Raw genomic sequence first — 15,895 nt, 5'->3', positions numbered from 1 at the left:
CTCCACGGCCGCCGTCCCCGCCGGCCGGATCGTTGCCGACCACGGCGAGTCCGCCGCGTGGGTGGAGCGTCGTCGGGCCGGGGGTCGTCTTCACTCGGCATCGATCCTGCCACGCGCACGGGCGGAATGCGCAACCGATGGCCGGGGTTGCCTACCTACGACGTGAAGTTCCGTCCCCCCGACCGATCCGAGGAGCAGCGATGACGCAGACCGCCGACCCGAGCAGCGGGTCCGAGACCGTGTACGCCGACATGTGGTTCGACCCCGCGTGCCCGTGGGCGTGGATCACGTCGCGCTGGCTGCTCGAGGTGGAGCGCGTCCGCCCGGTGAGGGTCCGCTGGCACGTGATGAGCCTCAGCGTCCTCAACGAGGGCAGGGACCTGCCGGAGGACTACAGGGCGTCCTTGGACGGGGCGTGGGCCGCCGTGCGCGTGTGCGTCGCGGCCGAGCAGCGCTTCGGCCCGGAGGTCCTCGGAGGCCTGTACACCGCACTGGGCACCCGGTTCCACAACGGCGCCGAACCGCGGACCGCCGACACGATCCGCGCCGCGCTCGCGGACGCGGGCCTGCCCGAGGACCTGGTGGAGGCCGCGGAGGGCACCGGGTACGACGAGGCCCTGCGCGCCTCGCACGCGGAGGCCATGAAGCTGGTCGGCGAGGACGTCGGCACCCCCGTCGTCCGGGTGGAGGACGTGGCCTTCTTCGGCCCGGTCGTCACGCCCGTGCCCCGCGGGGAGGAGGCCGGGAAGCTGTGGGACGGCGTCCGCCTGGTCGCCGGGACCGACGGGTTCTTCGAGCTCAAGCGCACCCGCACCCGCAACCCCGTCTTCGACTGAGCGCCCCGGCCCCGGTGAGCCGGGGCGCACCGGGCCGCCGCCCGCAGCGGCGGGGAGCGGTCCCGGGGGCCGGGGCGGCACGGCACACTGGAAGCGGGCCCGGCGGGGGCCGGCCCGGCTCCGGACGCCCGTCCGCGCCGCCGGTCCCCGGACGCCGGGGCCCGGACCCACCGCAGAGCGAAGGACCGCACATGCCCGGACCCGACGACGACCGCAGGGTCGAGTTCCTCGACGACCTCGACATCCTGCCCGACACCACCAGCGACGAACGCGGAGTGGGCTGGGGCGAGGACTCCGAGGAGGACTCCACCGCGCGGCTCATCGCCGACCGCCCCCCGCACTGGGGCTGACCCGGGGCCGGAGCCGTCCGTGGAACCACGGGTGTGCGGCCCCGCCCCCGTTCCGCTCTGGCCAACCCGAATCACGTTCTGCCACAGTGGGGCCATGCGATCCCTCTACATCGACGGCGCCTGGCGCGACTCCGCCTCCGACGAGGCCCTGGACGTGGTGAACCCGGCGACGGAGCAGGTCATCGACACCGTTCCGGCCGGAACAGCCGAGGACGCCGGGGCCGCGGTCGAGGCCGCGGCCGCCGCCTTCCCCGCCTGGTCCGCGCTGACCCCGGGGCAGCGCGTCACCCACCTGGCCAAGGCCCACGAGCTGTTCGCCGCCCGCATCGACGACATCGCCGCCGGGCTCACCCGGGACATGGGCGCGCCCGCGGTGTTCTCACGCAGGGTGCAGGCGGGCCTGCCCGAGCTCATGTTCCGGACCTACATCGACCTGGTCGAGGAGGCCGGGGAACGCTACTTCGGCGGTGAGACCGTCGGCAACTCCCTGGTCGTGCGCGAGCCGGTCGGCGTCGTCGGCGCCATCACGCCGTGGAACTACCCGCTCCACCAGATCGTCCTCAAGGTCGTCCCCGCCCTCCTGGCGGGCAACACCGTCGTCCTCAAGCCCAGCGAGATCGCCCCGCTCGGCGCCTACGCCCTCGCCGAGGTGTTCCACGACGCCGGGCTGCCCGCCGGGGTGTTCAACCTCGTGTCCGGCACCGGACCGGTCGTGGGGGAGGCCGTCGCAGCCCACCCGCGCGTGGACATGGTGTCCTTCACCGGCTCGACCCGCGCGGGGACCCGGGTCAGCCAGGTGGCCGCCGAGACCGTCAAGAGGGTCGCGCTCGAACTGGGCGGCAAGTCGCCCAACGTCATCCTGCCCGGCGCCGACCTCGCCAAGGCGGTCAAGCGCGGCGTCGCCGACGTCATGCGCAACACGGGCCAGAGCTGCAACGCGCTCACCCGCATGCTGGTCCACCGCGACAGCTACGAGGAGGCGGTCTCCCTCGCGGCCGAGTCCGCCGCCAAGTACGTGCCCGGCGACCCGGAGGACGAGGCCACCCGCCTGGGCCCGCTCGTCTCCGCCGCCCAGCTGGAGAAGGTCCGCGGCTACGTCCGGCTCGGCGTGGAGGAGGGCGCCCGCCTGGTCACGGGGGGTCCCGAGCCCGTCGAGGGCCGGGACCGGGGCTACTACGCCAGGCCCACGGTCTTCGCGGACGTGCGCAACGACATGCGCATCGCCCAGGAGGAGATCTTCGGCCCGGTGCTGGTCATGATCCCCTACGACACGGTGGAGGAGGCCGTCGCCGTCGCCAACGACACCGTGTACGGGCTCAACGCCGCCGTGTGGTCCGCCGACCGCGAGAGCGGGCTGGCCGTCGCCCGCAGGCTGAGGGCGGGGCAGGTCGAGCTCAACGGCGGCGCGCTCAACCCCCGGGCGCCCTTCGGCGGCTACAAGCGCTCGGGGAACGGCCGTGAGTGGGGGCTGGCGGGCCTGGAGGAGTTCTGCGAGGTCAAGGCCGTCCAGATGTGACCCCCGGGGTGCCGGGGCCGCGTCCGGTGTGCGCGGTCTCACGGCCCCCGGCCGCCCTTCCGAGGAATCGGCCCCGGTGACGGCCGCGTTGTGGGGTGTGGAAAAATTCCGTCTGGTCATCCCTGGTCGAACCCAATGAGGTGTGAGTTGAGCAGCAAGCCCGCGGTCTCCAAGGCAGGCCCCATCGGCAAGGACATCAAGTCGATGATCGTCTACAACGCCGTCGCCGTCATCTCGATGGCGCTCTTCGCCGTCCTGGGCCTGAGCGTGGCCGCCGCCGCCTCCGGCGCGGTCTGAGCGGACCCGTGCACGACGGCGCCCCGCCCGCGTCCCCGGACGCGGGGCGGGGCGCCGTGCCCGTCACCCCCGTGACCTGCCAGACTGGACACGTGCGTGTTTACCTTGGATCAGATCATGCGGGCTTCGAGCTCAAAGAACACCTCGTCTCCTGGCTGAAGGAGCGGGGCCACGACGTGGTCGACGCGGGACCCCGCGTCTACGACGCGGTCGACGACTACCCGCCCTTCGTCCTGCGCGCCGCCGAGGGCGTCGCCGCGGACCCCGGCTCGCTGGGCGTCGTCATCGGCGGTTCCGGGAACGGCGAGCAGATCGCCGCCAACAAGGTCAGGGGCGTCCGCGCCGCCCTGGCCTGGAGCGAGCAGACCGCCCGCCTGGCGCGCGAGCACAACGACGCCAACGTGCTCGGCATCGGCGGACGGATGCACTCCCCGGAGGAGGCGACCCGCTTCGTGGAGGTCTTCCTCGCCACCCCGTACAGCGACGAGGAGCGGCACACCCGCCGCATCGCGATGCTGACCGGCTACGAGCGGACCGGCGAACTGCCGCCCCTCCCGTAACCCCGTCCCACGCCCCCGCCCGGCCGCCACGGTCCCGCGCGGGGGCGTTCCGCCGTCCGGGCCGCGCCCGCACCGGCCCCGGCCGCCCGCCCGCGGGCCGCACGGCCCTGGTGGGGTGCCGAGCGCTGTGAGACCCTGGGGTCCGGCCGCGCCCCCGGGACGCGCGCCGCGCCCCGCCACCCGGACGCGGGCGGGTCCGGTCACCGCACAGTGTCCGAGAAGGGTGTACATCCCCGGAGAACAGAGCCGTTCCCCGGGACCGGGGAAGTGCCCGACTCCGCACGCTCGGTTATCGGCTGAACCCAAACCCTCGGTTTGGGGGAGAACACCGCTGGTTGCACGTGCCAGGGCGACATTCCGCGCGCTACAGTTCGTGCACAGTGGCGGGCCCTCGTTGTCCGCGGCACGGTGGTGCCCGTCGATCGGCGTCTCCAGCCACCACGACCGGGGAGTGCCCCACACCGCCCCGGCCCGCCGAACAGGTGCCCGGTGGCGACGCGGCCCCCGCGGCCGTCCGACCGTGCCGTCCGACCGCGCCGCCCGAGAGGGCGACCCCGCTGGTGAAGCGGGTGCGCCGATGATGAGGATCCATGAAGCCCACACCGACCGCCAAGACCACCCGGCTCCTGCGCTCCTCCGCGCAGAGGCTCGTCGCGGTGCTCCGGCGCAAGGTGCTGTTCCGCTACAGGCTCGTCCTCATCACCCTCGTCACCCTGGCCGTGGGGATCGGCGTCGGCGCCGTGTGGGGCCCCTCCGGGTGGTTCCCGCCCAGTTCCACGATCCTCACCGTCCTCGCGGGCGGTCTCCTCCTCAAGCGCAAGAGCCTGGCCTTCCTGCTCGGCGTGGTCGCCGCCGTCCTGGTCTTCGTCGCCTACATGCTCGACTTCGGCCAGGTCGGCCCCGGCCTGCTGGTCACGATCGGCGTCACCGCGGTCCTCTCCTACCTGCTGTCGGGCGTGCGCGAACGCCTGGGGGTGCAGGGCCTCAGCGGCGAGATGATGCTGCTGGACCTGCGCGACCGGATCCGGCACCAGGGCCGCATGCCCCGGCTCCCCGAGGGGTGGGGGCGGACCGCCGTCCTCCGCCAGGCCGGCGGCTCCTCCTTCGGAGGGGACTTCGTCGTCTCCATCCGCAGGGAGGACCGGCTGGACGTGGCCGTGGTGGACGTCTCCGGCAAGGGCGTGGACGCGGGGACCCGGGCGCTCATGCTCTCCGGGGCCTTCAGCGGACTCATCGGCGCGGTGCCCACGGGAGACTTCCTCTCCCACTGCAACGACTACCTGATGCGCAACAGCGGCGGCGAGGGCTTCGTGACCGCCGTGCACCTCAGTGTGGACCTCGACACGGGCGAGTACCAGATCGCCTCCGCGGGCCACCCGCCCGCGCTGCACTACGACAGCGGCGGCGGGCTCTGGAGCACCACCGAGGCCAAGGGCGTGGTCCTCGGGGTCATCCCCGAGATGACCTACACGTCCGTCCAGGGCAAGCTCCGCCCCGGTGACGCCATCATGCTCTGCACCGACGGCCTCATCGAAACCCCTGGTGAAGACCTCGACGCGGGGATCGACCGGCTCCTCGGCGAGGCCGAGCGACTCGTCCCCCACGGGTTCGCCACCGGGGCCGGGGAGCTCGTCGACACCCTGTCCAAGGACAAGAACGACGACTGCGCCCTCGTCGTCCTCTGGCGCGACTGAGCCGCCCGGGCCCCGCGTGCCGCGCCGCGGGGGTGTGCGGTGCGGCGTCCGAGCCGGCCTGAGGGTAGGGTCGGAATGCTCCCCGTCCCCGCGTACGGCGGTCAGTCCGTACACGTCCCCGGATCGCCGTGCCCGCCCCCGCAGCCCCCGGGCGCCAACTCCCACGGCCCACCACACCAGTGACGACGGGACCGGAGCGGGGCCCCTCCACAGGCCCACCGCTATCCGAAGACTGGTGCCGCCCGCGGGTCCTCCCGCAGGGCGTAGGAGACGCGAGGGGGTGCTTCGCATGTCAGAAGGCGAGCGCGCTGAAGAACTGACCGATCTGGTCGAGAACAACGACCTGACCGGCATCCGGCTCTGGTTGGCCGAGCACAGGCCCTACGAGATCGCCGACGAACTCTCACGCATGGCCGGAGGCGAGGCGATCATCCCGTTCCGGCTCCTGGACAAGGACCGCGAGCTGGAGGTCTTCGAGGAACTCGACCCCAGCCAGCAGCAGGCCATCCTGCTCGGCCTCCGCGACAGCGCCTTCCACGAGATCCTGGAGGAGATGGACCCGGACGACCGGGCCCGCCTCATCGGGGAGGCGCCGGCGAAGATCGCCACCCGGGCCCTGGCCGGCCTCAGTCCCGCCGAGCGCAAGATGACCGCCGCCCTCCTGGGGTATCCCGAGGACGCCGTCGGCCGGTTCATGACCCCGGAGACCGTCATCCTGCACCGCGACCTGACGGTGCACCGCGCCCTGGAGGTCGTGCGCGCCCGGGGGGCGGACGCCGAGACCATCTACACCCTGCCGGTGGTGAGCGACGGCCGCCGACTGGTCGGCACGGTGACCCTGGGGGACCTGGTCGTCAGCGAAGACGACCGGCTGCTCAAGGACATCGTCGACGTGTTCGCCCCCCGCGTCGGCGCCTCGGAGTCCGCGGAGGACGCCGCACGCCTGATGCAGGAGGCCAACCTGGTCTCCCTGGCCGTGGTGGACTCCGAGGACCGGTTCGTGGGCCTGCTGACCTTCGACGACGCCCTGGAGGTCATCGAGGCCGCCGACTCCGAGGACATGGCCCGGCAGTCCGGCGCCAGCCCCGTCGGCGACCACTACGTCTCCGTCAGCGTGCTGCGGCTCGTGGGCGCGAGGTCGGTCTGGCTGATGCTGCTCATCGTCGCGGCCACGCTGACGGTCAACGTCATGCAGGCGTTCGAGGCCACTCTGGAGGAGGTCACGGCCCTGGCGATGTTCGTGCCGATGCTCATCGGCACCGGCGGGAACGTCGGCGCCCAGTCGGCCACCGCCATCGTGCGTGCCCTGGCCGTGGGCGAGGTGCGGGTGCGCGACCTCCCCCGGGTCATCTGGAAGGAGGCGCGGGTCGGGCTGCTCCTGGGCGTCATGCTCGCGGGCCTCGCCCTGGCCATCGGATCCCTGCTCGTCGGGTTCGCCGTCGCCGCGGTGGTGGCGTGCTCGGTGGTCGCGGTGTGCACGTGGGCGGCGGTCATCGGATCGGCCATGCCGCTGCTCGCGCGCAAGGTCGGCGTGGACCCCGCCGTGGTGTCCTCACCGATGGTGGCGACCCTCGTGGACGCCACCGGCCTGATCATCTACTTCTCCATCGCCCGTCTCGTCCTGGGCATCTGATCCGCCGGGACCGACCGCCCGGTCGCACAATCCGCATGAAGAGGGTGTGAACCGGGTATCGCGTCAGGAGCAGGACGGATCTAGGGGGGATTCCATGTCCGGTACCGGAGATGCGTTCAAGCGGCTGAAGAAGGCCGTCGACGACAACGCCGAGAAGGCCCAGGGGCTGGTCGGCAAGGCAGCCGACGCCGCGAAGAGGGCTACGGGAGGTGCCCACGACGACAGGATCGACAAGGGGGCCGGAGCCGCGACGGAGTACCTGCGCAAGCGTGCACGGGAGGACAGGAAGTAGCGCCGGCCGCCGTGCGTGAGCGGGGCGGGCGGGGTGCGTCCACAATGGAGGATGCCCTCACCCGCCCCGTTCCCCTTCCCCGGCCCGGACGGGCCGGCCGCCCCGCAGGGGGCGCCGACCGTGCCGCGGCCCCCGGCGGCCCTCTCCGCCGAACCCGGCGCGACGGACCGGGAGACCGAGCAGGACCCCGCCGGTAGCCGTGTGCCCACCGTGGTTTCGGACGCCTCGAACACACCGGTGCGCGGAGGGGGCCCGAGGGCTTCCGGCGGCCCCCGGCGCCCGGTCGGATCCGGGGCGGGACGGGGAGGCGGGCGCCTGCCGGTCCTGGCCGCCAGGGTCCGCATGCCGCTGATGTGGGCCGCCACCCTCCTCCTGCTCGCGGCCTACGCCGGCGTGCCGTGGTGGGCGGGCACGGGGCTGCTCGTCGCGGCCCTGGCCGTGTACCTGCGGCTCGGCACGGTGCGGCGCGAGCCCAGGGCGGTGCTGCCGCCGGTGCGCGGCAGGTGGATGGCGCTCACGAGCCCCGTTGACGGGACCCCGAGCCAGGGCAGCCACGCCTACGGGCAGACCTATGCGCTCGGCCTGGTCGCCGAGCCGGGGGGAGGGGCCCGGCCCGACATCGCCTGGCGTCCGCTCAGCCGCCCGCCGGAGGACTTCCCGGCGTTCGGCAGGGCCGTGTACGCCCCCGCCGACGGCACGGTGGTCACCGCGCACGACGGGCGGCGCGACCACCGCAGCCGCAACTCCTGGCCGTGGCTCTTCGGAGCGGTGGTGGAGAACGCCCTGCGGGAGCTGCGCGGCCCCTCGGGGATACTCGGCAACCACCTCGTGATCGACGTCGGGGGCGGCGACCACCTGCTCCTCGGCCACCTGGCGCGGGGCTCCCTGACGGTCGCCCGCGGGGACAGGGTGCGGGCGGGACAGGTGGTGGCCAGGTGCGGCAACTCGGGGGCGTGCACCGAACCGCAGGTGCGGGTGCAGCTCATGGACCACAGGCGACCCCTGTTCGCGGCGGGCCTGCCGATCGTGTGGGCCCCGGGCTGGAACGGCCGGGACGACGGGGCGGGGCTGCCGGAGACCTGGCGGCCCGTCGTGGTCGAGGGCCCCGGGACCGAGGAGGTACCCCCTGGTCAGGAGGCCGGGGGAGACGATTACGCTGGTGAGGTAAGGCGAACCTCACGAAACCGGTGAGAGGGGTGGGTGTGAGCGCTGCGGAGGGGCGGCCCTGTCAGTTGACGGTCTGCCGGGGGTGCTGCTGCGGGACCCGGAAGAAGGTCCCCGGCGTGGACCACAGGGCCCAGCTCGCCCGCCTCGGCGCCATCGAGGACCACGCCGGCCGTACCGTCCCCGTCCGCACCAGCAAGTGCCTGGGCATCTGCTTCGAGGCCGACGTGGTGGTCGTGCAGCCGTCCCGGGAGGGGCGCGCAGCCGGGGGCCGGCCCGTCTGGCTGGGGCGGGTCACCGAGGACGAGCTGCTCGAGGCCATCGACGACTGGATCTTCGACGGCGGTCCCGGCCTCGCGCCCCTGCCCGCGGTCCTGGCCGACCACGTCACCTCCAAGGACGCCAAGAAGCCGAAGAAGGGCAAGAAGCCCAAGCACTCCAAGGCCGCAAAGAAGGAGCGCAGGAAGGCCGGGAAGGGTTCCGGGGGGAAGGGGCCCGAGGGGGCGTCCCGGCCGGAGAAGGGGTCGGACGAGGGCCGGACGGGGTCCGAGAAGTCCGACAAGGCGAAGAAGAAGGCCAAGAAGGCGAAGAAGAAGGCAGGCAAGGCCGAGAAGGCCGAGAAGAAGGCGAAGAAGGCCCGCAAGGAGGCCGAGAGGGCCGCACGCGGTTAGGGCGTGTCCCGCGGGCCGTCGCGGGCCCGCGCTCCTGACGGGACCCGCAGGGGATCCGGGAACGCGGCCCCGCCCCCGGCCTCAGGCCCTCGACTGGGGCGCGAACTGGGTCCGGTAGAGGGCCGTGTAGAGCCCCTCGCGCCCCAGCAGCTCGTCGTGCGTGCCGCGCTCCAGGATGCGCCCGTCCTCCAGCACCAGGATCTGGTCGGCCTCGCGGACGGTGGCCAGCCGGTGCGCGATCACCAGGGACGTCCGCCCCTCCAGCGCGACCGCCAGGGCCTCCTGCACGGCGGCCTCGGACTCCGAGTCCAGGTGCGCGGTGGCCTCGTCCAGCACCACCACCGACGGAGCCTTCAACAACAGGCGGGCGATCGCCAGCCTCTGCTTCTCACCGCCGGAGAGCCGGTAACCCCGGTCGCCGACCATCGTGTCCAGGCCGTTCGGCAGCTGGTCCAGGAGCGTCCCGAGGCGGGCCATGCGCAGGGCCTCCTCCAGTTCGGCGTCGGTCGCCCCGGGGCGCGCGTAGCGGAGGTTCGCGCCCACCGTGTCGTGGAACAGCTGGGCGTCCTGTGTGACCACGCCCACCGCCTCGCGCAGCGAGTCCCCGGTCACCCCGCGCAGGTCCAGCCCGCCGACGCGCACCGCGCCCTCGGTGGGGTCGTACAGGCGGGAGACCAGGTGGGTCAGCGTCGTCTTGCCGGCGCCGGACGGCCCCACGAGGGCCACCATCGTGCCCGGCGCGGCCCGGAACGACACCCCGCTCAGCACCTGGGTGTCGTCGTCGACCTCGGCGTGCGGGGCCAGCTCCAGCGACGCGACCGAGGACTCGCGGGCCCCCGGGTAGCGGAAGGACACCTGGTCGAACTCGACGCCCAGGGGCCCCGGGGGGAGGTCCCGCGCGTCCGGGTCCTCCTTGAGGCCCGGTTCCAGGTCCAGCACCTCGAAGACCCGGTCGAAGGAGACCAGCGCGGTCATGATCTCCACGTGCACGTTGGACAGCGTCGTCACCGGCCCGTAGAGCCGGGTGAGCAGGGTGGTGAGCGCGACCAGGGTGCCCACCTCGAACGCCCCGCCGATCGCCAGCACCCCGCCGACCCCGTACACCATCGCCATCGCCAGGGCCGTGATCAGGCCCAGCATGCTGAAGAGAAGGGAGCCGAGGACGGCCTGGCGGACGCCCAGGTCGCGGACCCGGCCGGCCCGGTCCGCGAACCCGGCCGACTCCTCGTCCGGGCGGCCGTACAGCTTGACCAGCATCGCGCCGCCGACGTTGAACCGCTCGGTCATGAGGGAGCTCATGTCCGCGTTGTTGTCCATCGCGTCGCGGGAGATGTGGGCGAGCCTGCGCCCGATGAGCTTCGCGGGGACCACGAACAGCGGGACCAGGACGAGGGCGAGCAGTGTCACCTGCCACGACAGGGCGAGCATCGTGACGAGCACCGCCACCACGCTGATCAGGTTGGACAGCACCGACTGGAGCACGGAGGTGATCGCGCGCTGCGCGCCCACCACGTCCGTGTTGAGCCTGCTGATCAGCGAACCCGTCTGGGTGCGCGTGAAGAACGACAGCGGCATCCGCTGCACGTGGGTGAAGACCTGGGTGCGCAGCAGGTAGATGACGCCCTCGCCGATCCGCGCGGACAGCCACCGGCCGAGCAGCGTCAGCCCGCCCTCCAGGACGGCCAGCCCCGCCGCGGCGACCGCCAGCCACACCACGAGGGAGGTGTCCCCCGGGAGGATGCCCTCGTCGATGATGGCCCTGAGCAGGAGGGGGTTGGCGACCACGATGGCGGAGCCGACCGATGTCACCAGGAGGAACCACAGGATCGCCCGCCAGTGGGGGCGGGCGTAGGAGACGATCCGGCGGGTGAGGCCGGGGGGCAGTTGCTTGCCCTTCGCGCTCCCGTCGTTGACCAGGGACCTGTAGGAAGGTCTTCCCGACATCATGGACATGGGCGGCCCCGTTCTTCTCGCTGCTTCGCCACGCATGCGTCAACGCCCGCGCCCGTGCACGGCTTCCCGGGGAGAGCGCGCCGCCCGGCCGGCGGCCGGTGCGGGGCCGCCCGAAGCCGCCGTGCCGGGGGGCTCCGACGGCTCGGGGGTCAGAGGGAGTGGGCGAGCCGGCCCAGCGCGGCCGTGGTGGAGCGGCCGGGGGTGAACGGCAGCTCCCACGCCTGGGCGCCGAGGGCGTCGGCTCCGCGGATCTTGGCCTGCGTGTACCGGTCCCCGGCGGTGTACGCCAGGGCGGCGGGGTCGAGCGGGCGCAGGAGTTCGGCGTAGGCGGACCAGTCGGCGACCCCGGGCGGGCCCTCGATGACGAAGGCGCCGCTGACGCAGGCGAGCGCGGCCACCGTCTCGGCTCGCTCCTCGGCGGGGTTCACGGGGCGCCCGGGTCCCTTCCAGGCGCCCACCCTGCGGTCGGACTCGATGCCGACGACGAGGGGCAGGCCGCGTTCGGCGATGGACCGGAGGAAGCGGACGTGTCCGACGTGCAGGACGTCGAAGGCTCCGGTGACGACGGCGGGCCGCTCCAGGAGCTCGGGCCGCTCGAACCAGTGGGCGCCGAGGGGAGTGTCGGCGCCGTGCGTCGCGTCCGTGTCCGTCATTCAGCCACCCGTCCCAACGAAGCGAGGGCCCCCGTGTCCGATCCGAGCCGACGGGTTCGCCCGAAAGGTCAACGTACCCGTTCGGGGCGGGTATTCCGCCTCCGGGGAGCAGGGCCGGGCTCCCCGGTCCGCCGGGTCCGTGGGACGGCCGGGGCGCTCGCGCGGGGGTGTGCCGTGCCGTGGAGACGGGGCGCCCCGGTGCGAGGGCCCGGCAGGAGGGGCCGGGGCCCGGGGTGGAGCGGTGGAGCGGTGGAGCGGGCGACGAGAATCGAACTCGCATGACCAGCTTGGAAGGCTGGGGTTCTACCATTGAACTACGCCCGCGTGGCGCCGGAGCCTTCGAGTTTCCTCTAGACTCGTGGAGCCGACGGAGACAAGAGTACAGTCTCCCGAGCCGTGGTCGCACCCCCATCCCGGGAGTGCGATCCTTGGTGCGGTGTACGGGGTGTAGCGCAGCTTGGTTAGCGCGCATGCTTTGGGAGCATGAGGCCGCGGGTTCGAATCCCGCCACCCCGACGAAACCATCCGTGGCATCGGCCTCCGGCCGTACGCCGTGGCCCCCTGTGTATCTGCCCTAGACTTGGTGCGATCAGCAGGAAACTGTAAGTCCCAGCCCGTCGCAGGGCACCCCGTGTGAACGTGGTCGTCATGGCCCCGGGGTGCGCTCGTGCATTTCGCCGTTGTGTGTGGTGCGCCTGCGGGCCGACGCGGACACCAGCCGGCAAACCTAGGAGTACCGCCCCGTGAAGACCGATGTCGAGGAGCTGAGCCCCACCCGGGTCAAGCTGACCATCGAGGTGCCCTTCGAGGAGCTCGATCACGCTTTCGACGTGACGTACAAGTCGCTCGCCAAGCAGGTCCGGATCAAGGGCTTCCGCCCGGGCAAGGCGCCGGCGCGGCTGATCGACCGCTACGTCGGCCGCGGCGCGGTGATCAGCGAAGCGGTCAACCACGCCGTCCCGGAGCTCTACAACGAAGCCATCCAGAAGGAGGAGCTCTTCGCGCTCGGCCAGCCCGACGTGGAGGTCACCAAGCTGGAGGACAACGAGGAGCTCGCGTTCACCGCCGAGGTCGACGTCCGCCCCAAGTTCGAGGTCGAGAACTACAAGGGCATCGAGGTGACCGTCGACAGCGCCGAGGTCACCGACGAGCAGGTCGACGAGCAGATCGGCACGCTGCGCGAGCGCTTCTCCACCCTCGTGGGGGCCGACCGCCCCGTCGAGACCGGTGACCACCTGTCCATCGACCTCTCCGCCGCGATCGACGGCGAGAAGCTCGACGACGTGGCGGTCAGCGGCTACTCCTACGAGGTCGGCACCAACGCCATGCTGGAGGGCCTCGACGAGACCCTCGTGGGCATGGAGGCCGGCGGCGAGGCCACCTTCAAGACCACCCTCGTCGGTGGTGAGCACGAGGGCAAGGAGGCGGACGTCACCGTCACCGTGCACAGTGTGAAGGTCAAGGAGCTGCCCGAGCTGGACGACGAGTTCGCCCAGCTGGCCTCCGAGTTCGACACGATCGAGGAGCTGCGCGACGACGTGCGCAAGCGCATGTCGGAGGTCCGCCGCCTCCAGCAGCTCTCCGCGGCCCGTGACAAGGCCCTGGAGCAGCTGATCGAGTCCGTCGACGTGCCGCTGCCCGACGCGGTCGTCGACGAGGAGATCACCCGCCGCCGCCAGAGCCTGGAGCAGCAGCTCGCCCAGGGCGGTCTCACCAAGGAGGCCTACCTGGAGTCGCAGGAGAAGACCGAGGAGGAGTTCGACGAAGAGCTCACCACGGGCGCCCGCTCGGCCGTCAAGGCCGGGTTCATCCTCGACCAGCTGGCGATCCAGGAGGACCTGAGCGCCGACCAGGGCGAGCTCAGCCAGTACGTGTTCGAGCAGGCCCAGCGCATGGGCGTGAGCCCGGACCAGCTGGCCCAGCACCTGGTCGAGTCCAACCAGATCCGCGTCGCCTTCACCGAGGTCGTCCGCGGCAAGGCCATGGACCTGGTCCTGGCCGGCGCCCGGGTCACCGACGAGGACGGCAACGTCATCGAGCAGGAGAACGCCGAGGAGACCGCGGCCAAGGCCGCCGCGGTCGCCGCCGAGGAGTCCCTCGAGGTCATCGAGGACGACGCCGAGGAGACCGGGGCCCCCGCGGCCGCGGCCGACGAGGCCGGCGACGACAAGTCCGAGGAAGCCAAGTAGGCTTCGCGCCCGGCGTGCACGGGCCCCGACCGACCCCTCGGGCCGGTCGGGGCCCGATGTGTTCGCTGGTGGAGGAAAGTGCTGTACGGGCCCTGCGCCACCCTGCGCTCAAAGCGAACAGGGACGGTATCCGGACGAGCCCGGCTTCCGTCGGCGTTAGTGTCGCTGTATCGCAACCGTTTCGATTCCGGAGCAGGTGACGAGAGTGCCGCCGACCTTTGATGAGTCCCCGCGATTCGACGCTCGTACGTCCGAGTCGCAGATTTCCCCTTTTATTGAGCAGACGCCTCAGCGCCTGTTGCGCCAGCGAATCGTTTTCCTCGGCCAGCAGGTCGACGACGAGATCGCCAACCGCCTGGTTGGTGAGCTCCTGCTGCTGTCCGCCGAGGACCGCCAGCGGGACATCACCCTGTACATCAACTCGCCGGGTGGGTCCGTGACCGCGGGCATGGCGATCTACGACGTCATGCAGTACATCCCCAACGATGTCCGTACCGTCGGCATCGGCATGGCCGCGTCCATGGGCCAGATGCTCCTGTGCGCCGGCGCCCCCGGCAAGCGCTACGCGCTGCCGCACACCCGCGTCATGATGCACCAGCCGTCCGGTGGCATCGGGGGCACCGCCTCCGACATCCGGATCCTGGCAGACCAGCTGCTGTACGTGAAGAAGATGTTCATCGAGAAGATCTCCGAGCACACGGGGCAGACGGTCGAGCAGATCGAGAAGGACGCCGACCGCGACCGCTGGTTCACCGCTCAGGCGGCCAAGGAGTACGGCTTCATCGACGAGGTGCTCGAGGGCACCCTCGACGTGACCAGGTGACCGTACCCAGAGTTGACCCGTCGGACCTGGTCCCAGGAACGGCGCAGTGCGTGGAAGGCGTGAAATGACCGAGTACAACCCCAGTCTCATCGGCGGCGCGGCCTCGATGGCTCCCCAGAGCCGCTACGTCCTGCCGTCCTACGTGGAGCGGACGTCGTACGGCGTCAAGGAGATGAATCCGTACAACAAGCTCTTCGAGGAGCGGATCATCTTCGTCGGCGTGCAGATCGACGACACGTCGGCCAACGACCTGATGGCCCAGCTCATCACCCTTGAGCAGCTCGACTCCGAGCGGGACATCCAGATGTACATCAACTCGCCCGGAGGGTCTTTCACGTCCCTCATGGCGATCTACGACACGATGCAGTTCGTGCGCCCCGACATCCAGACGGTGTGCATCGGCCAGGCCGCGTCGGCAGCCGCGATCCTGCTCGCGGGAGGCACGGCCGGGAAGCGCGGCGCGCTCCCCAACGCCCGGATCCTGATCCACCAGCCCGCGACCGAGGGCATGCACGGCCAGGCCAGCGACATCGAGATCCAGGCGAACGAGATCACCCGTATCCGTACGCAGCTGGAGACCACCCTGGCCCGTCACACCGGTCGTACGCCGGAGCAGGTCTCCAAGGACATCGAGCGGGACAAGATCCTCACGGCGGAGGAGGCCAAGGAGTACGGCATCATCGACTTCGTGCTGCCGTACCGCAAGGCCTCCCTCAAGTAGGGGTGTGACGGAGCCGAAAGTCCTTCCGCGGCCCCCTGGGAACGGGGTGTTCCGCCGGGGATTCTCGGCAGTGGTGAAGCGTGGGCCGGACCGGCCCTTGACCCGCCTGGGGGAGCCCGGTGGTGAAGCCGGTCCGGTTTTTCGCTTAGTCTGGCGGAGAGCGACACACAGATCGCCCCGTCCGTGACCTTCGTGGACGGGTACGGGAGATTCGACTTCCGTGCGGTTTCGCGTCAGAGCGGCACCGGCGGGGCGGCCTTAGTTTTGAGGAGTGGCTGGGTGGCACGCATCGGCGACGGCGGGGACCTGCTGAAGTGCTCATTCTGCGGTAAGAGCCAGAAGCAGGTGAAGAAGCTCATCGCCGGCCCCGGCGTGTACATCTGCGATGAGTGCATCGATCTGTGCAACGAGATCATCGAAGAGGAACTCGCCGACGCCACCGAGCTGTCGTGGGACTCGTTGCCGAAGCCGCGGGAGATCTACGAGTTCCTGGACTCGTATGTGATCGGTCAGGACCAGGCGAAGAAGGCCTTGTCGGTGGCG

The 15,895-nt window shown here is 71.7% G+C and carries 16 protein-coding genes and 2 tRNA genes; 15 read left to right on the top strand and 3 right to left on the bottom strand.

The window, feature by feature from the left end; translation table 11 throughout:
* Nucleotides 1-200 precede the first annotated feature (200 nt).
* The 10 genes from ABZ234_RS28875 (at nucleotide 201) to ABZ234_RS28830 (ending at nucleotide 9,013) form a co-directional block, all read left to right on the top strand.
* On the top strand, nucleotides 201-836 hold the full coding sequence (locus ABZ234_RS28875) for a DsbA family protein (protein ID WP_355014114.1): 636 nt from the start codon (nucleotides 201-203) through the stop codon (nucleotides 834-836).
* A gap of 191 nt (nucleotides 837-1,027) precedes the next feature.
* The gene (locus ABZ234_RS28870) at nucleotides 1,028-1,186 is read left to right on the top strand and encodes a hypothetical protein (protein WP_267948579.1); all 159 of its coding nucleotides are present in this window, start codon (nucleotides 1,028-1,030) and stop codon (nucleotides 1,184-1,186) included.
* Between the two features lie 94 nt (nucleotides 1,187-1,280).
* Nucleotides 1,281-2,702: an aldehyde dehydrogenase family protein gene (locus ABZ234_RS28865; RefSeq protein WP_355014113.1), complete on the top strand. Its 1,422-nt coding sequence runs from the start codon at nucleotides 1,281-1,283 to the stop codon at nucleotides 2,700-2,702.
* A gap of 147 nt (nucleotides 2,703-2,849) precedes the next feature.
* A complete protein-coding gene (locus ABZ234_RS28860) occupies nucleotides 2,850-2,999 on the top strand; it encodes a hypothetical protein (RefSeq protein WP_267948581.1) in 150 nt (49 codons plus the stop codon).
* 92 nt (nucleotides 3,000-3,091) lie between these two features.
* Nucleotides 3,092-3,559: a ribose-5-phosphate isomerase gene (locus ABZ234_RS28855; protein ID WP_355014112.1), complete on the top strand. Its 468-nt coding sequence runs from the start codon at nucleotides 3,092-3,094 to the stop codon at nucleotides 3,557-3,559.
* A gap of 590 nt (nucleotides 3,560-4,149) precedes the next feature.
* Nucleotides 4,150-5,253 carry a PP2C family protein-serine/threonine phosphatase gene (locus ABZ234_RS28850; RefSeq protein WP_267948583.1) on the top strand — a complete coding sequence of 368 codons (1,104 nt, stop codon included), beginning with the start codon at nucleotides 4,150-4,152 and terminating at the stop codon, nucleotides 5,251-5,253.
* Nucleotides 5,254-5,542: 289 nt separating this feature from the next.
* A complete protein-coding gene (mgtE, locus tag ABZ234_RS28845; RefSeq protein WP_267948584.1) occupies nucleotides 5,543-6,886 on the top strand; it encodes a magnesium transporter in 1,344 nt (447 codons plus the stop codon).
* A gap of 94 nt (nucleotides 6,887-6,980) precedes the next feature.
* Nucleotides 6,981-7,178 carry an antitoxin gene (locus ABZ234_RS28840; RefSeq protein WP_267948585.1) on the top strand — a complete coding sequence of 66 codons (198 nt, stop codon included), beginning with the start codon at nucleotides 6,981-6,983 and terminating at the stop codon, nucleotides 7,176-7,178.
* Nucleotides 7,179-7,520: 342 nt separating this feature from the next.
* Nucleotides 7,521-8,369: a M23 family metallopeptidase gene (locus ABZ234_RS28835; protein WP_355014111.1), complete on the top strand. Its 849-nt coding sequence runs from the start codon at nucleotides 7,521-7,523 to the stop codon at nucleotides 8,367-8,369.
* Nucleotides 8,370-8,461: 92 nt separating this feature from the next.
* On the top strand, nucleotides 8,462-9,013 hold the full coding sequence (locus ABZ234_RS28830) for a (2Fe-2S) ferredoxin domain-containing protein (RefSeq protein WP_355014110.1): 552 nt from the start codon (nucleotides 8,462-8,464) through the stop codon (nucleotides 9,011-9,013).
* An 81-nt stretch (nucleotides 9,014-9,094) separates the two neighbouring features.
* On the opposite strand, the gene ABZ234_RS28825 is transcribed toward ABZ234_RS28830, so the two are convergent.
* From ABZ234_RS28825 to ABZ234_RS28815, 3 genes are all read right to left on the bottom strand, one after another.
* Nucleotides 9,095-10,960 carry an ABC transporter ATP-binding protein gene (locus ABZ234_RS28825; protein WP_267950276.1) on the bottom strand — a complete coding sequence of 622 codons (1,866 nt, stop codon included), beginning with the start codon at nucleotides 10,958-10,960 and terminating at the stop codon, nucleotides 9,095-9,097.
* 155 nt (nucleotides 10,961-11,115) lie between these two features.
* Nucleotides 11,116-11,619, bottom strand: coding sequence for an adenylyltransferase/cytidyltransferase family protein (locus ABZ234_RS28820; RefSeq protein WP_267948588.1), 504 nt, complete (start codon nucleotides 11,617-11,619; stop codon nucleotides 11,116-11,118).
* A 250-nt stretch (nucleotides 11,620-11,869) separates the two neighbouring features.
* A tRNA-Gly gene (locus ABZ234_RS28815) sits at nucleotides 11,870-11,943 on the bottom strand.
* Nucleotides 11,944-12,060: 117 nt separating this feature from the next.
* On the opposite strand from ABZ234_RS28815, the gene ABZ234_RS28810 reads away from it, so the two are divergent.
* From ABZ234_RS28810 to ABZ234_RS28790, 5 genes are all read left to right on the top strand, one after another.
* Nucleotides 12,061-12,135 (top strand) — tRNA-Pro (locus tag ABZ234_RS28810).
* Between the two features lie 227 nt (nucleotides 12,136-12,362).
* Nucleotides 12,363-13,808, top strand: coding sequence for a trigger factor (gene tig / locus ABZ234_RS28805; RefSeq protein ID WP_344184639.1), 1,446 nt, complete (start codon nucleotides 12,363-12,365; stop codon nucleotides 13,806-13,808).
* A gap of 298 nt (nucleotides 13,809-14,106) precedes the next feature.
* Nucleotides 14,107-14,631: an ATP-dependent Clp protease proteolytic subunit gene (locus ABZ234_RS28800; protein ID WP_267948590.1), complete on the top strand. Its 525-nt coding sequence runs from the start codon at nucleotides 14,107-14,109 to the stop codon at nucleotides 14,629-14,631.
* A 64-nt stretch (nucleotides 14,632-14,695) separates the two neighbouring features.
* Nucleotides 14,696-15,352, top strand: coding sequence for an ATP-dependent Clp protease proteolytic subunit (locus ABZ234_RS28795; RefSeq protein WP_267948591.1), 657 nt, complete (start codon nucleotides 14,696-14,698; stop codon nucleotides 15,350-15,352).
* Nucleotides 15,353-15,631: 279 nt separating this feature from the next.
* Nucleotides 15,632-15,895: ClpX C4-type zinc finger protein (locus tag ABZ234_RS28790; protein ID WP_355014125.1), on the top strand; the 264-nt coding region annotated here is incomplete at its 3' end.

This window comes from Nocardiopsis sp. NPDC006198 (assembly GCF_040613895.1).
GTDB classification, from domain to species: domain Bacteria; phylum Actinomycetota; class Actinomycetes; order Streptosporangiales; family Streptosporangiaceae; genus Nocardiopsis; species Nocardiopsis tropica.
The sequence above is the reverse complement of the archived record's forward strand: the minus strand, read 5'-3'. Positions and strand labels throughout refer to the sequence as shown.